The organism is Lysinibacter sp. HNR, from assembly GCF_029760935.1.
Classification (GTDB): Bacteria; Actinomycetota; Actinomycetes; order Actinomycetales; family Microbacteriaceae; genus HNR.
In genome coordinates, this window is the sequence record NZ_CP121684.1 from 34,581 (window position 1) to 53,729 (window position 19,149).

Annotated in this window: 15 protein-coding genes and 1 pseudogene; 10 read left to right on the top strand and 6 right to left on the bottom strand. The window is 56.2% G+C overall.

The genetic code is table 11. The annotated features are described in order from the left end of the window. Positions 1 to 9: 9 nt before the first annotated feature. Both FrondiHNR_RS00180 and FrondiHNR_RS00185 read left to right on the top strand, forming a co-directional pair. Positions 10 to 1,866: a DUF2207 domain-containing protein gene (locus tag FrondiHNR_RS00180; RefSeq protein WP_279353242.1), complete on the top strand. Its 1,857-nt coding sequence runs from the start codon at positions 10 to 12 to the stop codon at positions 1,864 to 1,866. Positions 1,867 to 1,939: 73 nt separating this feature from the next. Then, positions 1,940 to 2,719 carry a VOC family protein gene (locus FrondiHNR_RS00185; protein WP_279353243.1) on the top strand — a complete coding sequence of 260 codons (780 nt, stop codon included), beginning with the start codon at positions 1,940 to 1,942 and terminating at the stop codon, positions 2,717 to 2,719. Positions 2,720 to 2,789: 70 nt separating this feature from the next. Here the strand turns inward: FrondiHNR_RS00185 and FrondiHNR_RS00190 are convergent. Continuing rightward, positions 2,790 to 3,020, bottom strand: a pseudogene (locus FrondiHNR_RS00190) (prolyl oligopeptidase family serine peptidase); the annotation flags it as partial. A gap of 397 nt (positions 3,021 to 3,417) precedes the next feature. Here FrondiHNR_RS00190 and FrondiHNR_RS00195 point away from each other — a divergent pair. Next, complete coding sequence (locus tag FrondiHNR_RS00195) at positions 3,418 to 4,527, top strand: acyl-CoA desaturase (protein ID WP_279353244.1); 1,110 nt, start codon at positions 3,418 to 3,420, stop codon at positions 4,525 to 4,527. Positions 4,528 to 4,613: 86 nt separating this feature from the next. Here FrondiHNR_RS00195 and FrondiHNR_RS00200 read toward each other — a convergent pair whose 3' ends face one another. After that, positions 4,614 to 6,602: a S9 family peptidase gene (locus FrondiHNR_RS00200; protein WP_279353245.1), complete on the bottom strand. Its 1,989-nt coding sequence runs from the start codon at positions 6,600 to 6,602 to the stop codon at positions 4,614 to 4,616. Between the two features lie 734 nt (positions 6,603 to 7,336). Between FrondiHNR_RS00200 and FrondiHNR_RS00205 the strand changes: the two genes are divergently transcribed. The 4 genes from FrondiHNR_RS00205 to FrondiHNR_RS00220 are packed head-to-tail and all read left to right on the top strand — an operon-like array spanning position 7,337 to position 12,032. Then, entirely contained in the window at positions 7,337 to 8,350 is a 1,014-nt protein-coding gene (locus FrondiHNR_RS00205; protein WP_279353246.1) for a hypothetical protein, read from the top strand. Between the two features lie 6 nt (positions 8,351 to 8,356). Then, a complete protein-coding gene (locus tag FrondiHNR_RS00210; protein ID WP_279353247.1) occupies positions 8,357 to 9,982 on the top strand; it encodes a hypothetical protein in 1,626 nt (541 codons plus the stop codon). 11 nt (positions 9,983 to 9,993) lie between these two features. Continuing rightward, positions 9,994 to 10,674, top strand: a complete 681-nt coding sequence (locus tag FrondiHNR_RS00215) for an ABC transporter ATP-binding protein (RefSeq protein WP_279353248.1) — start codon at positions 9,994 to 9,996, stop codon at positions 10,672 to 10,674. Further along, entirely contained in the window at positions 10,671 to 12,032 is a 1,362-nt protein-coding gene (locus FrondiHNR_RS00220; RefSeq protein ID WP_279353249.1) for an ABC transporter permease, read from the top strand. Before FrondiHNR_RS00215 ends, FrondiHNR_RS00220 begins: the two co-directional genes overlap by 4 nt. Before the next feature lie 51 nt (positions 12,033 to 12,083). Here the strand turns inward: FrondiHNR_RS00220 and FrondiHNR_RS00225 are convergent, their stop codons facing one another. Together FrondiHNR_RS00225 and FrondiHNR_RS00230 are read right to left on the bottom strand one after the other, a co-directional pair. After that, the gene (locus tag FrondiHNR_RS00225; RefSeq protein ID WP_279353250.1) at positions 12,084 to 13,118 is read right to left on the bottom strand and encodes an LLM class flavin-dependent oxidoreductase; all 1,035 of its coding nucleotides are present in this window, start codon (positions 13,116 to 13,118) and stop codon (positions 12,084 to 12,086) included. Between the two features lie 181 nt (positions 13,119 to 13,299). After that, positions 13,300 to 13,824: an ASCH domain-containing protein gene (locus FrondiHNR_RS00230; RefSeq protein WP_279353251.1), complete on the bottom strand. Its 525-nt coding sequence runs from the start codon at positions 13,822 to 13,824 to the stop codon at positions 13,300 to 13,302. Between the two features lie 320 nt (positions 13,825 to 14,144). On the opposite strand from FrondiHNR_RS00230, the gene FrondiHNR_RS00235 reads away from it, so the two are divergent. Continuing rightward, positions 14,145 to 16,889 (top strand): leucine-rich repeat domain-containing protein, encoded by a 2,745-nt coding sequence (locus FrondiHNR_RS00235; protein WP_279353252.1) that lies wholly within the window; start codon positions 14,145 to 14,147, stop codon positions 16,887 to 16,889. Between the two features lie 7 nt (positions 16,890 to 16,896). Next, the gene (locus tag FrondiHNR_RS00240; protein ID WP_279353253.1) at positions 16,897 to 17,340 is read left to right on the top strand and encodes an amidohydrolase family protein; all 444 of its coding nucleotides are present in this window, start codon (positions 16,897 to 16,899) and stop codon (positions 17,338 to 17,340) included. A 57-nt stretch (positions 17,341 to 17,397) separates the two neighbouring features. Here FrondiHNR_RS00240 and FrondiHNR_RS00245 read toward each other — a convergent pair whose 3' ends face one another. Both FrondiHNR_RS00245 and FrondiHNR_RS00250 read right to left on the bottom strand, forming a co-directional pair. Further along, on the bottom strand, positions 17,398 to 17,628 hold the full coding sequence (locus tag FrondiHNR_RS00245; protein WP_279353254.1) for a hypothetical protein: 231 nt from the start codon (positions 17,626 to 17,628) through the stop codon (positions 17,398 to 17,400). A gap of 306 nt (positions 17,629 to 17,934) precedes the next feature. After that, the gene (locus FrondiHNR_RS00250) at positions 17,935 to 18,609 is read right to left on the bottom strand and encodes a metal-dependent transcriptional regulator (protein WP_279353255.1); all 675 of its coding nucleotides are present in this window, start codon (positions 18,607 to 18,609) and stop codon (positions 17,935 to 17,937) included. 101 nt (positions 18,610 to 18,710) lie between these two features. Here FrondiHNR_RS00250 and FrondiHNR_RS00255 point away from each other — a divergent pair, with 101 nt between their 5' ends. Continuing rightward, positions 18,711 to 19,148 (top strand): hotdog domain-containing protein, encoded by a 438-nt coding sequence (locus tag FrondiHNR_RS00255; protein WP_279353256.1) that lies wholly within the window; start codon positions 18,711 to 18,713, stop codon positions 19,146 to 19,148. Position 19,149: the final 1 nt, after the last annotated feature.

A 19,149-nucleotide genomic window follows, 5' to 3' on the forward strand; every position in this document is an offset into this window, starting at 1 on the left:
ACCATAGCAGTGCTGCTCGGGTTCGCGATCACCGTTCTTTTTGGCTCGCTAACTATTACGCCACAGCCCGCAGCAGCAAACGTGAACGATTTTCGGTTCTCAAGCTTTAACGCGCAATACCTCCTGGGGCGAAGTATCGAGGGTCAGTCTCAGCTCACTACTGTTGAAACGCTTGTTGCGCAATTTCCCGATCATCCGCAAAACCGCGGCATTATCCGTTACATTCCGCTTGACTATAACGGGGTTGACCTGAACACTCGGCTCAGTTCTGTCACCAACGAGCGGGGGGAAGCTGTGCCCTACGAGGCCACGCACGAGAGCGGTTTTCTTGCCGTGTCTATAGGCACGGATGAATATTTACTCGGGGAACACACCTTTGTTCTGACATATGAGCAGGTGAATGTTGTGCGGGATTTTGGCGATACCGATGCAAATGAATTCTACTGGGATACCAATGGCACCTCGTGGGCTCAACCGTTTGACTCGGTGGAGGTTGAGCTTCGCCTTGCCCCAGAACTGGTCGACAGCCTTAACGGTAATATGTCCTGCTATTCGGGAGCGCAGGGGAGCGCCGACACGTGTGCTATCGAACAGGATCCGAATGATCCCGCCTTTTTTCAGGCATTTGTTGATGGCGGTGTTGCCCCTGAAGAGAATATGACCATCGCTGTTGGTTTTGATCGGGGCACGTTTGTGATTCCCGCGGCACCGGGGCAGCACTGGGCGTTCACTGTGTTTCCTCTTCTCTGGACGGGTCTTGGGTTGGCATCGGTTGTGATGCTTGCTGTCTCTCGGGCTCGCGTGTGGAGAGCCCCGCAGGGGCGCGGCATTGTTGTCCCGCAGTATACGATTCCAAAAAATGTGAACCTGTTGGAGGCTCAGAATATCGTTTCCTCCGGGATGGGCGCGGTATCCGCTCAATTGGTGAGTTTTGCGGTGCGTCATAATGTGCGCATTTTTGACTATGCCGTGACCAAAAAAGGGAGCAAAATAAAAAATCCCTTTACGCTTGAATTCCGCTCGTTGGAGGGGCTTGACGACCTCGAAATTGAATTGATTCACGTGTTCTTTGGGCCGAGCCCTTCGCCAGGAGATATTGTTGAGCTCGTGGGCCCCAGTGCGGGTAGAGCAGCAAAGCTGCATAGCCTGATGTCCGAGGTGGGGCCGCGGATGCTCGCCCGGGGCTGGCGGGCTCGCCCCGCTGCGCCGTTTCCAAAACTATGGATTATATTTTCGTCGATATTTGCCACGTTTATTTTTGGGTCAATTACGCTTGCCTTCGTGCTGCCTGCCTTCAACGGCTCCACCCTTGCGGCTATTCTTGGTCTCCTGGCCATGTTTGTTGCCGCCGCTTTTATACTGACGAAGCCTGCGCAGCTTACGGTGGCCGGTGTAGAAATGAGGGAGTACATCCAGGGGTTACGCATGTACCTGGAACTTGCAGAGAAAGACCGCTTTGCTATGTTGCAATCCGTTTCGGGGGCGGAGCGTGTTCCCTTCATCCCGGAGAGTGCGGTGGGGTTAGTGGATCCCGCTGACCGGGTGGAGCCTTCCGACCCGCGTGCGATTGTCAATCTCTACGAGAAGCTGCTGCCGTACGCAATTCTCTGGAATATCGAAGAAAGTTGGACACGGGCTCTCTCCGTGCACTATGAACAGCTGAACGAACAGCCAGACTGGTTTGTCTCAGCAAACGCGTTTAATGCCGTGAGCTTCAACGTGGCGATGGCTGGATTTTCGGCGCAGACCATGCGTTCCACCTCAGCTCCGGCCTCATCATCAAGTGGCGGAAGTTTCTCGGGCGGTTCAACGGGCGGCGGCTTCTCCGGTGGCGGCGGTGGGGGAGGTGGAGGTGGAGGCCGCTAACCTGTTGGCGGGCAGTGTCCCGCGCGATACGATGAGGAAGCCCCGCCAATCGCACAGTATGTTAAGGATGCCGATGTCAACGTTTATCCAGAACACAACCGGTGAACCGGTGTGGATCGACTTTTTCAGCTCAGATCCCGCTGCGGCGAGCGAATTTTACACAAAGCTGTTTGGCTGGACCTCGCGCGAGGACGGAAACGAACTTGGCGGGTACACTAACTTCTTTCTTGGCGGCAAACATATCGCCGGATTGATGCCCAATAACACCAACGGTGCTGCGCCAGACGCCTGGACGGTGTATCTTCACACCAATAACGCCGAGGCCACGGCCAACGCCATCACAAAGGCCGGTGGGTCTGTGCAGCTTACATACCCGGTGCACGATTTGGGCACCATGGTGATGGCAACCGACCCTTCCGGTGCCGTAGTTGCGGGGTGGCAGGCTGGAACACACTTCAGCTTCGACGAGGTGCGTGTGCCGGGCACCCCGGCGTGGTTTGAGCTACGCACCGAGGATTATCACGCGGCTGTTTCCTTCTACCGGGAGGCTTTTGGGTGGGACACATCCGTTATCAGCGATACCGATAGCTCACGCTACTGCACGCTGGGAGCTCAGGAGAACGCCAAGGCTGGCATCCTGGAGGATGGGGGGCTCTCGGAGGATGACCCCTCGCAGTGGATCGTCTACTTTGGTGTTGCCAGTGTTGAGGCATCCGTCGATCTTGCGATTGATCTCGGTGGCACCCTGATTCACAAGGAGAACTACAGGCCGTTTGGGCGCGTTGCCACGCTCAGGGATCCTTTCGGAGCCCCGTTTAAAATCGTTCAAACGCGGTATCCGTTCGGGTTTTAGCAGTCCGTTGAAGCCTAAACGCCGGAGCATCCCCGCAGGAACATCCCACGGTGAGTGTCGTACACAATTGCTACCGTTTCACGGGAAGGTGTCTCTGCCACCAATCGAGGATGATCTCAAAGCGTTCCAGCCGGTGCCTGGGTCGACCACTGCGACTGAGCTCGTGGTCTTCTCCCGGGAAGATGACCAGTTCTGTTTCTACCCCGTTTCGTTTGAGCGCCGCGTAGTAGCGTTCGGCCTGCCCGAGCGGGCAGCGTAGGTCGTTATTGGAGTGCAGCACGAGCGCCGGGGTGCGTATCCGGGGCCTGCGATTGGGGGACGGCAAGCCAGCACCCGTCTTGGACTTGATGAGGTGCACGCACCATGAGCTCCCGTATGTTTCGAACTACATATCCGGGACTATCACTCAGCAATTTTTGGGAGCAAATCCTCAGGGTGAATCGTCTATTTTGGTGTGGCTGTGCTTGCCGATTCCCTCGGGGGGTTGTATTTAGGGTGTTTCCAGCGTGGTTACTGGAGTAGGCCGCGCCCGCGCGTGCACCCTCCCCTGTGCGGCGAACCTGTCCCTCCTCTGTGGATATTTGAATATGCAGAGGTCTATAGGGTCGGGCCGATAGAGTGAGCACAGCAATCGGCAATCGCCCTTGGCTTCACCCCCGAGCCGCTTCCGAGTGGTTTCCATATAAAAGGTGCCGATTATGACTTCCACCCATACCGAGGGGCTTAACGGCCTTGGCCCGCTTCTCCCTACACGAGCCCGTTCGCAGGATTTTCCACCAATTGCTAAGGCGTATACACGAGTATCACACGTTGTTCGCGAGTCTGGTCTCCTGCGGCGGACCCCGTGGTTTTACTTGCTTGTTGGGGCTGGCCTTGCCGTGGCATTTGGTGGGGCTGTTACCGGTTTTATCCTTCTGGGTGACAGCTGGTTTCAACTTCTGATCGCTGCCGCGCTGGGGATACTCTTTACACAGATTGCCTTTCTTGCCCATGAGGCTGCGCACCGTCAAATTTTGTCCACGGGACCGAGTAATGACCGGTTGGCGCGTGTGCTTGCCGGTGTCATTGGCATGAGTTATTCGTGGTGGGACTCCAAGCACACGCGACACCACGCCAACCCGAACCGGGTGGGTAAAGATCCCGATATCGAGGTGGATACCATCTCTTTTGTGGAGGAAGATGCGATTTTGGCCCGTGGTTTACGGCGGGCCATCACAAAGCGACAGGGGTGGCTTTTCTTTCCCCTTCTCACGCTTGAAGGATTAAACTTGCACTTCCACAGCTTCACCCACCTTTTCGGCCGAGGACAGGTGAGGGGTCGCTGGATAGAATTGGCAATCATAGCCGCACGTTTTGCTCTGTTTCTCGTTCCGGTGTTTATCTTTTTGCCACTGGGCATGGCTTTTGCTTTTGTTGGTGTACAGCTAGCCGTTTTTGGGGTGTACATGGGGGCGTCGTTTGCCCCAAACCACAAGGGGATGCCGGTGATAGCGCACGATGCCAAGCTTGATTTCTTTACCAAGCAGGTTCGTACCTCTCGCAATATTCGGGGTGGTTGGTGGGCTACCTGGATTATGGGTGGACTGAACTATCAGGTTGAGCACCACCTCTTCCCCAGCATGGCTCGTCCCTACCTTTCAAAAGCTCGCGAGATTGTGAGGGAGCACTGTCGAACGCTTGACGTGCCCTACACGGAAACCTCGATGCTGCGATCATATGCAATCGTGATTGAGTACCTGAACCGGGTTGGGCTTGCCGCACGTGACCCCTTTGAGTGCCCGATTACTGCTCAATATCGGCGTGGGTGAGTATCCGTTCGAGAGGTGAGGTTTCCCCCGCTCGGGTATTAAAATCCTCTGTGCCGTATACAGTCGTGGGGACCCCGGCGCGGGAACTACCGTTTCACGGGAAGGTGTCTCTGCCACCAATCGAGGATGATCTCAAAGCGTTCCAGCCGGTGCCTGGGTCGACCACTGCGACTGAGCTCGTGGTCTTCTCCCGGGAAGATGACCAGTTCTGTTTCTACCCCGTTTCGTTTGAGCGCCGCGTAGTAGCGTTCGGCCTGCCCGAGCGGGCAGCGTAGGTCGTTATTGGAGTGCAGCACGAGCGCCGGGGTGCGTACCTGCCCCACGACCGCCTGAGGGCTCTGGGCACGCATCTGCTCGGGATCAATTCCGGTGTACTCGTCGCTGAAGGAGCCCCCAATATCGCTGGTACCGATAAAATATTCGGGATCGAGGAACGCACGCTCAACAATTGCGGCAGCAAAGCGGTGATCGTGCGCTATCGTCCACGCCGTAAGGTAGCCTCCGTAGGAGCCGCCCATAACCCCGACTCGTGCCTTGTCGAGCGTGGGGGTCTGCGCGAGGACTCCGTCGAAGAAGTCGAGCACATCTGTCATATCGACGGTTCCCATGCGCTGTCGGATGATGCGTCCGTGTTCCTGGCCGTAGGTAGCCGATCCGCGCGGGTTGCACATCACCACGGCGTAGCCAGCGTCAACATAGACTTGAGCCTCGTCAAAAAGCGCACCCGTGTAGAGGTAGAAGGGGCCGCCGTGAATGTTGAGCAGAACCGGGTGGGGGCCCTCTCCCTCCGGGGTGAGCACCCACCCGTGAACCGGGTAGCCATCGCGGGCGGGGATATTGAGTTCGGTAGGAGTGACAATGCCGTTTGCTCGCAGTTCTCGCGAAAAATCGGTGAGCTGACGGGGACCATCAGGGCGGATGACCGCAATATCCCCGCTGGTACTGGCGTTAGCAAAACCCATCACGATTGTGTCACCGCCCACTCCGGCACCAACAACCACGATAGGTTCATCGGTGAGCTGGTGCAACGTTCCGTCCGATGCAACCTCGGTGAGCAGGTAGCTGGCGCGGTGTCGATTACGAACGAGTACTGAACTTTCCCGGTAGGCAACGATGCTCGATTCGGTGAAGTCCACGGTTTCGGGATCGGTGAGGATGCGGGGAGAAGCATCCGAGTTATCAAAGGCGTAGAGTGCGCTGTTGCGAGCGACGAAGTCTCGGCCGCTCTCGCCCATGTTTTGTGCGGTAAAAGTGATTACACCGTCGTTTCGGTAGCGGACGCTCTCCACTGAGAATTTTCCATATTTTCCGGTGATTTCTACGGGTTGTGTCGAGCCGTCGATCGGTACAAGAAAGACGTTTGAGCACAGGTCGTGATCGCGGCCGTCGTGCCGGGCCGACACAAAAGCGAGTGTTTTTCCATCGAGGGAAAACGCGATTGCGCTATCGTCCCAGTCTCCGCGGGTGAGTTGGGTGGCTTCGGGTACGGTTGGTGCGGCGTCGATGGTTCCATCTGGGTTGGGCACGGGAGTCACGGCCGGCTCAGACCACACGTCGGGTGTGGGGACGAGGAAGATGTGTGCGCGACGATCCGTGACGTAGCCGATTCCGTTTTCCTGATACTTTGCGGTTCGGATGCGGCGTGCGGGTTCGGCGTCGGGTCCGATTCCCGCAACACTCCCGTAGCGTCCCGCCTCGGGGGTGCGGCTCACAAACGCGAGGGAGCGGCCGTCGGGGGCCCAGAGGAACTCGCTGATCCCGAGTGGGCGGTCGGTGATTTTTACGGGTTCACCACCGTTGGTGTTGACCACGTGAAGCTGCGGTGCTCCCTGCGGTGCGGTGCGGAGGAAAGCGAGTAGCGTGCCGTCCGGTGAAAATTGTGGCGCGGTGTCGTGGAATCCTCGTGTGAAGCGTTGGGGCTTATCCTTTTTGTTAAGAGGGATATGCCACAGCTGCCCGACCTGAGCGTCCGCTTCGAGTGAGGGGTGGGTTATCGCAGCAATGGCAATAGTGCCGAGAGGATGCACGGTGGGGGTTGAAACACTTGTGAGGAGATTAAGGTTGGCGGGTTTCATGTTGCCAACCTTACAACTTATTTAACGGCCATGAAGGTGGGACGCGTTTCGCCCGGGGTGCTGAGGAATTTTTCTCGTATTTAGCGCATAATGTCAAGGTTTGACGGGAAAGCGTCGCAGAACTCGATGGGGCTTGGCTGAGTTAACTTACGGTTTCCTCTTCGTTTGGAACGGGCGGACGTGGAGGGGGCCTGAGACTCTGTAGCCGGAGGAAGCGAAAATTTTAGGCTGCCCAAAATGCTGAAGACAGAGGTCGTAATAAAAAAGCTATGCATACCAGTGGGAAACTTCATAGTGCTACCTTCTTATGAGAAAATGAACCGGTTGCAAAATAGTCTATTTCCTCAAGGTTGCTCATCGGAAGTTCTTTAATGCATTTTACAATTAACTCAAAATTAAGCTTTTAAAATAAATAAATTTACATCAGGAGGGAGCGTATTCGGCTCTTTAATTAATGTTTTGTAAATCTAAGTAAAAGGATAAGGTTCGCTTCAAATAAAACAATCGGTGTCTTCGCTCGAAAAGTGTTCGGGACGAGGTTTAAGATTGCGCTTGGCGAGGCAAGCCGTCGGAAATTTATGTTGATAATCGCCATAGTCTGTCGGGTCTGTACTAGATTGGAGGCGTAACTGTGTCGGACGTCTATGTCGAGTCTGATTCGTTTGCCTGTTGCGGGCGGGCGTGAGTGAGCGATGTGGCAAATTTATGCTAAGAATTTTTAGGGGATTCACATAATGAAATATCAAACTTTTCGTTCCCTTGGTGTTGTGGCGGCGGCTGCGCTGCTGCTTGCCGGTTGTTCCGGTGCGAGTGATAAAAAGACCGCCGAGGATAGCCCCCTTGCGGCTTATCTTTCGACGCTGTATGGGGACTCCTCCAGCTTTGATCAGAAATCGATAGATCAGGAGCAGAAAAAAATTGAGGATGCTGTTGCGGTGTGTATGGCTGAAGAGGGATTTGAGTACACACCCTTCACCGGGAATGTAATGGTGTTGTCGGCCGACGACGATTTTTACACAGGCATGGGAACCCTCGAGTGGGCTGAGAAAAATGGTTACGGTTACACCACCTTCTCAACGACGAACACAGACGGCTCGGGAGATGAGACCCAAGAGATGAACCCTAACGACGAGTATGTTGAGTCTCTCTCAGAGGGGGAGCAGGAAGCCTACTACCTTGCCCTGCACGGTGAGCCTGTGGAGGAGCCCAGAGAAGAAGATCTGGAAGAGGGCTCTGAACCAGTTGTCTCCGAGTACGACTGGGAGACCGCTGGCTGCTACGGCAAGGCAAGCCACGAGGTTCAGGGCACGGAGGATCCCTCACAGGACCCCGAGTACAAAGACCTCTTTGACGAACTGTACTCGCTCTACAGCAAATCTACTCAGGATCCAAAGGTTATTAAGGCGCAACAGGAGTGGGCTAATTGTATGGCTGATGCGGGCTACCCTGACCTCAAGGAGCAGGGCGATGCACAGAACCTCGTGCAGGAAAAACAGAGTGCACTCTATGGTTACGCTGATGCGCCGGAAGGCACCTCAGAGGAGTGGGAACCATCGCTGCCCACCGTGGAACAGCAGGATGAGGTCAAAGAGTACGAGATTCAGGTGGCGGTAGCCGACTTTAAATGTGGTGAGAAAACCAACTCTGCCCAGGTGCAGCTCGACGCACAATTTGCCTTGGAAGAAGAGTTCATCGCCAAGAACAAAGCCAAGCTTGATGCGATGCTTGCCCAGTACGGAAAAAAGTAAAAGACGATGACACCGCATACCCCCGGCGGACAGAACCCAACCTCCCGGCTTGAAGAAATAATAGATTCGGGCCGTAGCGCTGCGCGAAATGTGAGTTTAGAGGTTGATGCGGAGGAGGCGAACATAGCCGCGCGTAAGCCAAAGAGTCTGAGCGGTCATCGCCTGGTCTATGTCCTGGCGGGGGTTGCTGTGGTGGCGATGGTGGCGGGTATCCTGGTCTCGCGATTTATTATCTCTCCGGCGCAGGCAGCGGCGGACGCGGAGGCCCCCGAGGCGGGAATTATTACGATTCCGATCGAGGAGCGGGTGGTGTCTAACACCGTCACTACTCGAGGAGAGATCACCTTTGCCGATGCGGTTGAGGTGAAGCCCGTAACGGGTGACCTGGGCGCTTCTCCGGTTATCACCGGGCAGGTTCCCGGCGTGGGAGGAACGCTAGATTCGGGAGATGTTGCCCTTGAAATAGCGGGTAGACCGATCATTGTTCTTCCCGGGGAACTTCCCGCCTATCGCTCCCTCCGGGCGGGGCTTTCGGGTCCCGATGTTCTGCAATTGAAACAGGCGTTGAGCGCCCTGGGGATTAACCCGGGTAATGTCGCTTCGGACGTCTACGATGCTGCAACGGCTGCGGGGGTGAGGGCCCTTTACGAGCGGATTGGTTACGCTGCTCCTCAGCCCGGTGGGGTTGCGGCTGAGGGAGAAGGCTCAAACCTGGTGGAGGTCGCCCGAGACGGTGTTAATCGGGCGCAGTCCACGCTGAACCAGGCCCAGGCGGCACTGCATTTAGCGCAGGCCGGGCCCACCCAGACCGAAATTATTGAGGCGGATAACGCGATCCGGGCGGCGCAGCGTGCACTTGCGGTGGCGGTGGCGGAGGGCGGTGATGTTGCGGGCGCCGAGGACGAGGTGCGATTGCAGCAGGCTCGACGTGCCGAACTCAACACCCCCAAGGATGTTTCTGCGGAGCGGCAGGCGATTGCTGATGCTCGCACGGCCCTGACCTCGGCCCAGACGAACCTGTCTGAGGCTCAGACGGAGGCTCTCACCCCGCTCCCCGCCAGCGAGGTTCTCTACCTCACCAGTCTGCCCCGGCGCGTCGACAGTGTTAAGGCTGAGCGGGGCTCCGTGCTTGAGGGGGTTGCAATGACTGTTTCGGGTGCAACGCTCCAGCTTTCCGCAAACGTGTCGCGGGCCGATGCGGAATTGCTGAGCGAGGGGATGTCCGCGCAGTTCCCGGCGCCCGGTGGCGGAAACGTCGAAGCCACCATCGTGAGTGTGGGGCCGCGAGAGTCCACGGGGGAGAACGCCCAGAGGGAAACCGCGGGTCGCTTTGAGGTAAAACTGAGTCCTGTTAACATCACGGACGAACAGGTTGAAGCGCTTAAAGGGAGTAACGTGCGGGTGACCATCCCCGTTTCCGCCACCGACGGCAAGGTTCTTGCCGTTCCCCTGGCCGCTGTTCAGGCCGGTCCCGGCGGAGAGAGCCGTATCGAGATAGTCACCGATCAAAAAGAAGAGAAGACCGAGCTGGTCACAATTGAAACTGGTCTGGCCGCGGACGGTTTTGTTGAGGTGCGAGCGCCCGAGAGCACGCTTGTGATGCAGGGTGCCCGGGTTGTGGTGGGGCATTGAGCAGCCTGGCGGTGGCGGATCCTCCCGTCGTAGAGTTTATTGACGTGGCCAGGAGTTTTCCCGGGCCACCCACGGTTCATGCGCTTCGGGCGACAAACCTCACGATTAAGAGGGGCGACTACCTCTCTATCGTGGGTCCTTCCGGTTCGGGAAAATCAACCATGCTTAACCTGGTCGGTCTTCTTGACCGCCCCACGAGCGGTGACTATCTACTCGACGGTCAGCTCACCTCCACACACACGGAAAACGAGCGGGCCTATCTACGGGGCACGAGCATTGGTTTTGTGTTTCAATCGTTTCACCTGATGCCCTCCCGCTCGGTCCTCGATAACGTGATGCTTGCGACGATGTACAGCGGAATTCCCCGTGCCGAGCGCGAACCTCGCACCGTTGAAGCCCTTAGCAGAGTTAACCTTTTACACCGCCTCGATTTTCTTCCCGGAAATCTTTCGGGCGGGGAGCGGCAGCGCGTTGCGGTAGCGCGCGCAGTGGTGACCTCTCCCCGAATTCTGCTCGCCGACGAACCAACGGGAAACCTCGACCATACCAACTCTCTTGCAATCATGGAGCTCTTTGATGAGCTGCACGCCGACGGGCTCACGCTCGTGGTGATCACCCACGACACGGCGGTCGCGGACAGAGCGGTGCGTCGGGTGCGGATCACCGGCGGCACCCTCGTGGAGGAAAGATGAGGAGTTCCCGGGCCCGCCGCAAAATCCGTGCGTCCCGCAAGACCCGCGATAACGCAAGTCCTCAGGCGCGCCCAGGCAGTGACTCGACACCCTATAGTACGGTTCGAGCGCGCCGGGGCAGAACCCGCGAACCTCACAATAGTTTTAATAGTCGCGACCTCATCAATGAGGCCCTGCACGGAATCGGTACCCGCCCCTCACGGCTCATTCTCACCCTGTTGGGAACGGTGTTGGGCATCACCTCGCTTGTGGTCACGATAGGGCTGGCGCAGACCGCCGCGGTGCAGATCTCCCGCCACTTTGACGCGGTTGCCGCGACCCAGGTTGTGGTAACGCCCGCCAAAAGCGGTGGCGGTGGAGACCCCAGCAGGCAGCGAGCCGTCACGACCCTGCCCTGGGACTCCCCAGACCGGGTGGATCGTCTGAACGGGGTTGAGGCCTCGGCCCTCATCTCCAAGGTGGGCACCGGTGAATCGCGCATCACCGCTGCGGAGATCTACGACCCGGCTGCGGCCCAGACCTCAGCGCCGGGGGTGTACGCAATCAGCGGTGACCTCGTTGCGGTGGTCGAGGGCAGCATTAAGACGGGACGGTTCTTCGATATGGGACACGATACCCGGGGCGACCGGGTTGTTGTGCTCGGGTCGGACGCGGCAGAAAAGCTGGGAGTCAATCGGGTCGATACTCAGCCATCCATCTTTATTGGGGGCACCAGCTACACCGTCATTGGCATCCTGGGTGACGCAGGGCAGCGCACCGAACTGGCCGATGCCGTGATGATGCCCACCGGAACGGCGCGCAGCCAATTTGATCTGGGGGTTCCCGGCGAACTCCAGATACGCATCGCGATTGGTGCCGGTCCTCTTGTGAAGAAACAGGCTCCCATTGCTCTCGACCCCAACGCCCCGGAGACCTTTGAGGTTGCCGCCCCCGCGTCGGGCAGTGATCTGCAAGCGGGGGTACAGGCCGACATTAACCTGATTTTCCTGGCTCTCGGGGCGATTGCGCTGCTTGCGGGTGGTCTGGGAATTGCAAACGTGACGCTTCTCTCCGTGATGGAGCGGGTGGGTGAGATCGGTCTTCGCCGTGCCCTCGGCGCAACCGGAAAACAGATCGCCCTGCAATTTGTGCTGGAGTCCGTCGCAATCGGGTTGCTGGGTGGGCTCTTGGGGGCCGCTCTGGGCATCTTTACTGTGGTGGGGATAGCTCTCGCCCAGGGACTCACCCCCGTGCTAGACATCTGGGTTGCTCTGGGGGGAGCCCTGCTTGGCGGGTTAGTGGGCCTAGTCTCGGGAGCGTATCCGGCGATAAAGGCCTCCCGCATCGAACCCGTATCCGCGCTGCGCGGCGGGGTTTAGCCGCGCGACTCCCCGCAGCTGCTGAACGCCGCTGACTCGCCCAGCAAACTTTTAGCCCAGCATCTCCCGTACTCGGGGAGCCACCTCGGTGCCGTAGAGTTCAATCGAGCTCATGATGTTCTCGTGGCTGAGGGGGCCGTTGCCGATCTTCAGATCAAAGCGAGACAGATCCAGGTCGGTTGCCGCCCGGGCGATCTTTCTGGCGACCGTTTCGGGGGAACCCACAAAGAGGGCGCCACCGGCAATTTCTTGTTCGTAGTGAATCCGGGTCATCGGTGCCCAACCGCGCTCCTGACCGATGCGGGTCATGAGCTTCTCGTAAGCCGGCCAGAAAATTTCGCGCGCCGCTTCATCGGTCTCTGCGATGAATCCGGGAGAGTGCATTCCGATGGGAAGGGTGACGTCCTGCGAAAACTTGTCCAGGGCGGAGCGGTAAAGCTGGGTGAGGGAGCCAAAGCGGGAGGGCGCACCGCCGATGATTGCAAACATGAGGGGGAGGCCGTTCTTGGCCGCACGGATCACCGATCCGGGGTTGCCGCCCACACCGATCCAGGTGCGCAGTGGCGCGTTCTCAACGTGCGGATACACATCCTGCTCGTGAATGGTGGGGGTGAAGCTTCCCTCCCAGGTCACCGGCTTTTGCTCTCGCACGGCGAGGTAGAGGTCAAACTTTTCCTCAAAGAGCTGTTCGTAGTCGGAGAGGGAAAGACCAAAGAGGGGGAATGACTCGGTGAAGGAGCCTCGCCCCAGAATGACCTCGGCTCGGCCGGAAGAAATACCGTCGAGAGTTGCAAAGCGCTGGAAAACGCGAATGGGATCATCGGAGCTGAGGATGGTCACTGCCGACCCGAGCTGAATATTTTTGGTGCGGGAGGCGATTGCCGCAAGAATCATCTCCGGAGACGATACGGCAAAATCGACGCGGTGGTGCTCACCCACACCAAAGAAATCGAGCCCAACTTCCTCAGCGAGGATTCCTTCCGCAACAACGTTTCGGATCACCTGAGCGTGGGAGAGGGGCTTCCCCTCAGCGTCGTTTGTGACATCACCAAAGGTGTCGATACCCAATTCAAGTTTCTTGTTCACGAGACGCTCCCTGTGCTTATCTGATCTGCGGTTTTTACATGCAGAGTAGATCAACGGTGAAGTTGCTGAGAATATTCCGAGCGCTTATATTTTATTCTTTACAGTAAGTATTTATGTCTGAGCCGGCCTTGGCGTTGTTGATAATCTACGTGTGCTTGAATCGTTTGCGAAGCATGTAACCTCAGTTGTGGGTGGCAGTCGGGCTGGGAACGCCCTGTGTGGGGAGATGCGATTCGAGTTCTGAGTGCAAGGGGTAGAGCACTCGAAACCGCTCGCACACCACGGGCATGTCGGGTTCATAACCGCGCGGATTCTCAGAGTAGTTACGCCAGAAGTGTTCGTGAGCCTCGCGCCACGACGCGAGGCTGCGATCCCCCTCACCCTCGGCGTGGGCGTGTTCCTCTGATACCTCGTTGAACGCGACGATGTCGACCGATGTTATTTCGATAAGCGCTCGCGGTGTGCCTCTTCCATCGAGGATCATGCTGTACTCGCCGACAACCGGTATAGTATCTCCGCTGTGTTCGTAGTCCCACAAAGCTGAGGCGGTTCCCGTCTTGGTGCCCTCCAGCACAAGTTTGAGTAGCCCGTCAGCGTGTTCGGGCGTTGCGCCGAATGCCCAGGTTTCGGGGATATCCTCTGGGAGATTGGACAGAGTTTTACGACAGTGGTTCCAGAATTCCGGGACGGTTGGATTCACGTTCATTCAGCGCAGTTTATCCTATCCACCGTTTTTGATACGCAAGAACAGGTTTCAACGCGGTGGTTTAGTCTTTCGCTCGCGGGAGAACAAAGGGAATAGCCGATGAGTTACTGCTGTTGTCTGTTAATCCACTGCTCAATCTTGTGAGGATGCCCGCTGTTCAGTTTAAGCAGGATTCCTGAGATTGAGTGGTTTCTATAGTTTTTCACACCGGGGGTTCAGGAGTGTGTTGATAAAATGAGGTGATGTTGTAGCGCACTTAATGATTTATTTAAAATCCGTGTGAGTGCTTTACTATGACTTGGGGGGTCGTTCACTTGCGTATGACGCATATTGCTGCCGGATTGATCACGGCTTTTTTGCTGGTGTCGGTGATTCCCGACGTGTCATTTGCACAAGAACAGCAAAACTCGGCAGAGCAGCAGGGGCAAGAAGAGCCTCGTTTGAGCGTGCCTGATGCAGCGGGTTTTGGTGAACCGGTTATGGGACTGGACTGGCCTGTTGCGCAGGAAGGCCCGGCCCACACGACTGATCAATCAGATGTAACGCTGACGATTGATGACCTAGACGCGGCGCTGGCGACGGATAGTCCCGATGAGGTTATTACCAATATTGATCCCGGTCTTGCTCAATCGGTTAACTACTCTCTGGGTCGGGTTGGTGATTCTCCGGTCACTCGGGGGGATATGGCTCGATTTTCCTCTATTTCTCTTTATGGGTCAGTGGTTACCGTCACGAGCCTTGCGGGTATGGAATACGCCATCAACCTGCAGTCCCTGACCCTTGAGGATCAGCCCGTCACCGATCTGAGTCCTCTTGCTGGGCTTGGGTCTTTGTGGAACATTCATCTTTCCGCGACACGTGTGACCGATCTTGCCCCATTGAAGAGTGTAAATTCATTGCGTGGGGTTATGATCTCAAACGTTTCAGACATGAGGGAGCTTTCCCTCAGTTCTGTTGCGGCGCTGTCACAAATCAATTCCCTCTCTCTTTTTGGGGCAAACTACTCAAGCTATGACGAGTTGGGCAAGCTGACCGGTCTGATCAGGCTCAACCTAAACCACAGTTCCGTGGAAGACATCGAGTTTCTCTCATCACTCACACAGCTGGAGAGCCTTGATCTGAGTTTTACACATCCGGGCAGTGTTGCAAGCATCGCAGCGCTCACCAACTTGAGAACACTCAATCTCTCCAATGTTGCTGCTGTGCCAGATGATATTGAGTTTGTGGCGGGTCTTGAGGAACTGAGTCATCTTGATTTAACAAATACCGGTGTTATTGATATCTCGGCCCTGAAGGGAAAATCTTCTCTCTACCAGGTCTTTCTCGATGACAACCGGGTTTCTGATATATCTGCGCTACAGGATGCAGAGAACCTAGCCGATCTGAGTCTCCGTAACAACAATATTTCCGATATTGATCCGCTGAATGATAGCCAGAATCTTGCAGTGTTGCACCTCTCTGGAAATAACCTCAGTGATGTTTCTCCCCTTGGACACATGACCCATTTGTACTGGTTGGACATCGCCGACAATAATATTTCGACTGTCCCTGATCTGAGTGAGAACAGTCAACTATATTTTATGTTCGCAAATAATAATAAAATTAAAGATATAACGTCGCTTTTTGGGGGCGACTCGCAGAGCCTTGATCCGGAAGATAATCGGTTGCCTAACGTTGCCGAGACGGGCGTGATAGATACGCTCTATTACCTCAACCTCGGGGGAAACTTAATCACCGATTTCTCACCGCTGGCAACACTCTCCGCATTGAGAGGACTTGATATCAGTGATAATCCCGGGCGAGACCTTAGTGTGCTTGCCGCCCTTCCCGGCCTGAGGGATCTCAACGTGAGTAATCTTGAATTGGGTACCCTGGATGACCTCCCGTTGCCGGTTGGTCTGAACTCGCTTGCCATCAACGGAAACGGTATTTCTTCGCTTGGTCCTCTTGTGCGACTCACCACCCTCGGAGCGCTTTACGCTGCAGACAACAGCATCAGCGACCTGAGACCGCTTGCGGACATACCCGGTTCTTATCTCCTTGACCTGAGTAATAATCTGATTAGCGATATCTCTGTTTTTGCGGAGCTTATGTCTCTTAACGATATTGACCTGGCGGGTAATTCCATTTCGGATGTGGCCGTGCTTGGAAATATGGATTCTTTATACCGGCTTAATCTTGATCGTAATTCTGTCCGTGATCTGTCTGCTCTTGCCGAGGCACCCGACTACATGGAGCTCTCGGCACTCGACCAGGAGATTGTCGAGGAGGCGGTTTTTGTGCCCGCCGCCGCAACCTCTTATCGCTATGACGATGCCCAGCCCGTTGTGTCGCTGCAGGGAGAGCATCTCAGCCTCGCAACCGATAAGGTTGGGTCTGGGTCTGGGTCTGGGTCTGGGTCTGGGTCTGGGTCTGGGTCTGGGTCTGGGTCTGGGTCTGGGTCTGGCGTCGCCAATTCTGCAGAGGGCCGGGGCAGCGGATTGAACTGGACGGGGATTAAAGAGTCAACGACTCAACTCAGTGCAACCTGGGCATCAGACGACGATGTCTTTAGCGGCACGCTTATCCACCCCGTGACTCGCGCCGCCCTCTCGGCTGACAGTCTAATAAACGGCGAGGTTGGTAAAGAGCTTGTGATTGAGACAACAATCACGGATGGTTTCACCGTGGAGAATCGCCGTGTTGATGGTGACGTTCCTCCCGGACTGGTCTGGAGAGAAGACGGTACTTTCTCTGGTGTTCCGACGGAAGCCGGTGCTTTTAATGCCGTTCTCGTTGCTGCCGATCGCTACGGTAACGAAGCGAACCATTCGGCAACGATTCTTGTTTCTCCCCGAGATAGCACCGATGTGGAAAACGGGGGCGATAACGGAAATCTCGCTGGAGATAGTGCAGACACAAACAACCCGGGTGGTGATCACCGGGAATCCTCGAAGGGAACACAACTCGTAAAAACGGGTTCTGCTAGCCCGCTGGCGGTTCTGCTCCTCGGTGTTGTGATGGCTGTTGCTGGTCTCCTCACGTTTTTTGCGCGTCGCTCTCACTCTCGATCAACGGCACAATGATTGTGTAATGAGAAAATACGGGGCAGTATGGTCAGGTAACCATACGGCTCGCAGTGGTCTCCCTGATGCTCACACCCACCTCATGTTTATGGGACAGTTGCTTGAGAAAACACCCCTGGGTGATGCCGAAAATCTGACGGAGATCCAATCGCGATTACGCGATGCTCGCCCCGGGAATCCCGATTTCGACCGCACCCTTGGTTACGGATGGCTTTTCTCGGCCGTTCCCTCGCCGAGTATTTCGCTTGAGGATGCCCTGCGCTTTGCAACCCTCGGATCCGCCTATGCCTGCGACGGGGAGACCGTGCGGGGCTGCCTAGAAACCGGAAAACTTGCCGACTTTATTGTGCTGGACACCAACCCCTTTGAGCGGGGTGCGGAGTTGCTGCTCACGGCCCGGATTATGCTAACGGTTGTGGGTGGAAGTTTTGCATACGAGCTGAGCAAATAAAGCTATCTGAGCACCTTTGGTTGATGCGTTTGGAGGCTAGGCTGTAATTTCAACCGGTCAAAACTCTGTAATCTCGGATACGTGCTCTTCAACCCGTATATTGAGGCTTACGCCGTTTGGGTTTTTGGCAGCAAGCATGAGCGTTCCGATATCAGAGCTGCCGCTAATATCCCCGATTTGCTCTGCGCTTAGCTCGTTAAGGGTAGACGTCGACGGCAGAATAGACGCTTTGAGCTTGTTTCGCTCAGATGCTGAGGGTGTGGCTTTATCGGGGTGGCCATTTTTCATCTCCTCGCTGGCTGGAACGAATTATTAGACAGGTATTGATGCTCATCTTCTGGAGGTGGTTTCCAGATTGTTTGCTCTTCTGTGGGAGCGTGCAGGGCGGCTTTTTCTTGATGACGAGTTTTTCATCGTTTTTGCTGTCCGTAGCGAGCTATGGCACAAAACGTTATCGTATATATGGACTTTTCCTGCAAATACAAAAATGTCTCAGGTGTACTTAAAGTTGATAAATCTATGGATGCAATTCGGCTATGTTGTGGTCAAGGCTCGGAGGGCTAGAGAAACGGCTAATTACGCAGAGTCGCAACCCTAAACCTCGACCCAAACGGAGGCGAGGGCCACCGACCCCAGGTCGACCGGGGTATCCGCTCCATCGATGAGGATGCTGCTCACACCCGCATAGGGGCGGTGCTCGTTAATGGTTACGGAGGTTCCCGGAACCAGGCCGAGATCCGCGAAGTAGCGAAGCATCTCGGGGTTTTCGTCGGAGATACGGCTGACGGTGACTTTTTGTCCGACCTCGGCGGTGCTCAGAAGGAACGCGTCTTGGCGCCTTGGGAGACCGTTTGCGGTGGGGATGGGATCTCCGTGGGGGTCGCGTTCCGGGTGGCCCAGCGCGGCATCCAGCCTCTCGATGAGGGTGTCGCTCATGGCGTGTTCCAGCACCTCGGCCTCGTCGTGTACCTCGTCCCAGGTGTAGCCCATCATGTTAACGAGGAAGGTTTCGATGATGCGGTGACGTCGCACCATTCCTACCGCGTAGGTGCGGCCCAACTCGGTGAGTGTGATTCCGCCGTAGGGCTTATGCACGACCAGGCCCTGGTCGGTGAGTTTCTTGAGCCCGTCTGACACGGTGGAGGTTCGTACGCCCAGTGTCTCTGCCACATAGGTGACGCTGACATTGGCATCTTCGCTCCACTCGGTAGCGGCCCAGATAACCTTGAGGTAGTCCTGGGTTGCGTTGGTGAGAGAAGAAATAGCCACGAGCTTATTCTATGATGAACGGATGCGAGCGAGCCCAACAATAGTGTGACAGAGTGCTCATTCAGGGCACATTTCAGGCTGTAGATCACTAGGCTCAGAGTATGACCATCGTTAATTACACGGTTCGCAAGTGGGTCAAACCCGAGGATCTGAACGCCCACGGAACCCTCTTTGGCGGAAGTCTTCTTCGTTGGATTGACGAGGAGGCCGCGATCTGCGCGATATTTCAACTGGGTAATGATCGGCTGGTCACCAAGGTTGTCTCCGAGATTAACTTTGTGAGTTCAGCCGTTCAGGGTGACCTGATAGAACTCAACTTTGCGGTGGTTAAGCTGGGACGAACCTCGATTACCCTCTCGTGCCATGTGCGCAATGTCTTTACGCGAGACGACGTGCTGACCATCTCCACCATTGTTTTTGTGGGGTTGGACGAGAACGGGGTTCCGCTTCCCCACGGGTTTACCGAGGTAACGCAGGGGACCGAGCGGGCACCGGTGAGAAAAAGCCGTCTCGCGGCGCGATCCGACCGCGCCGAATAGC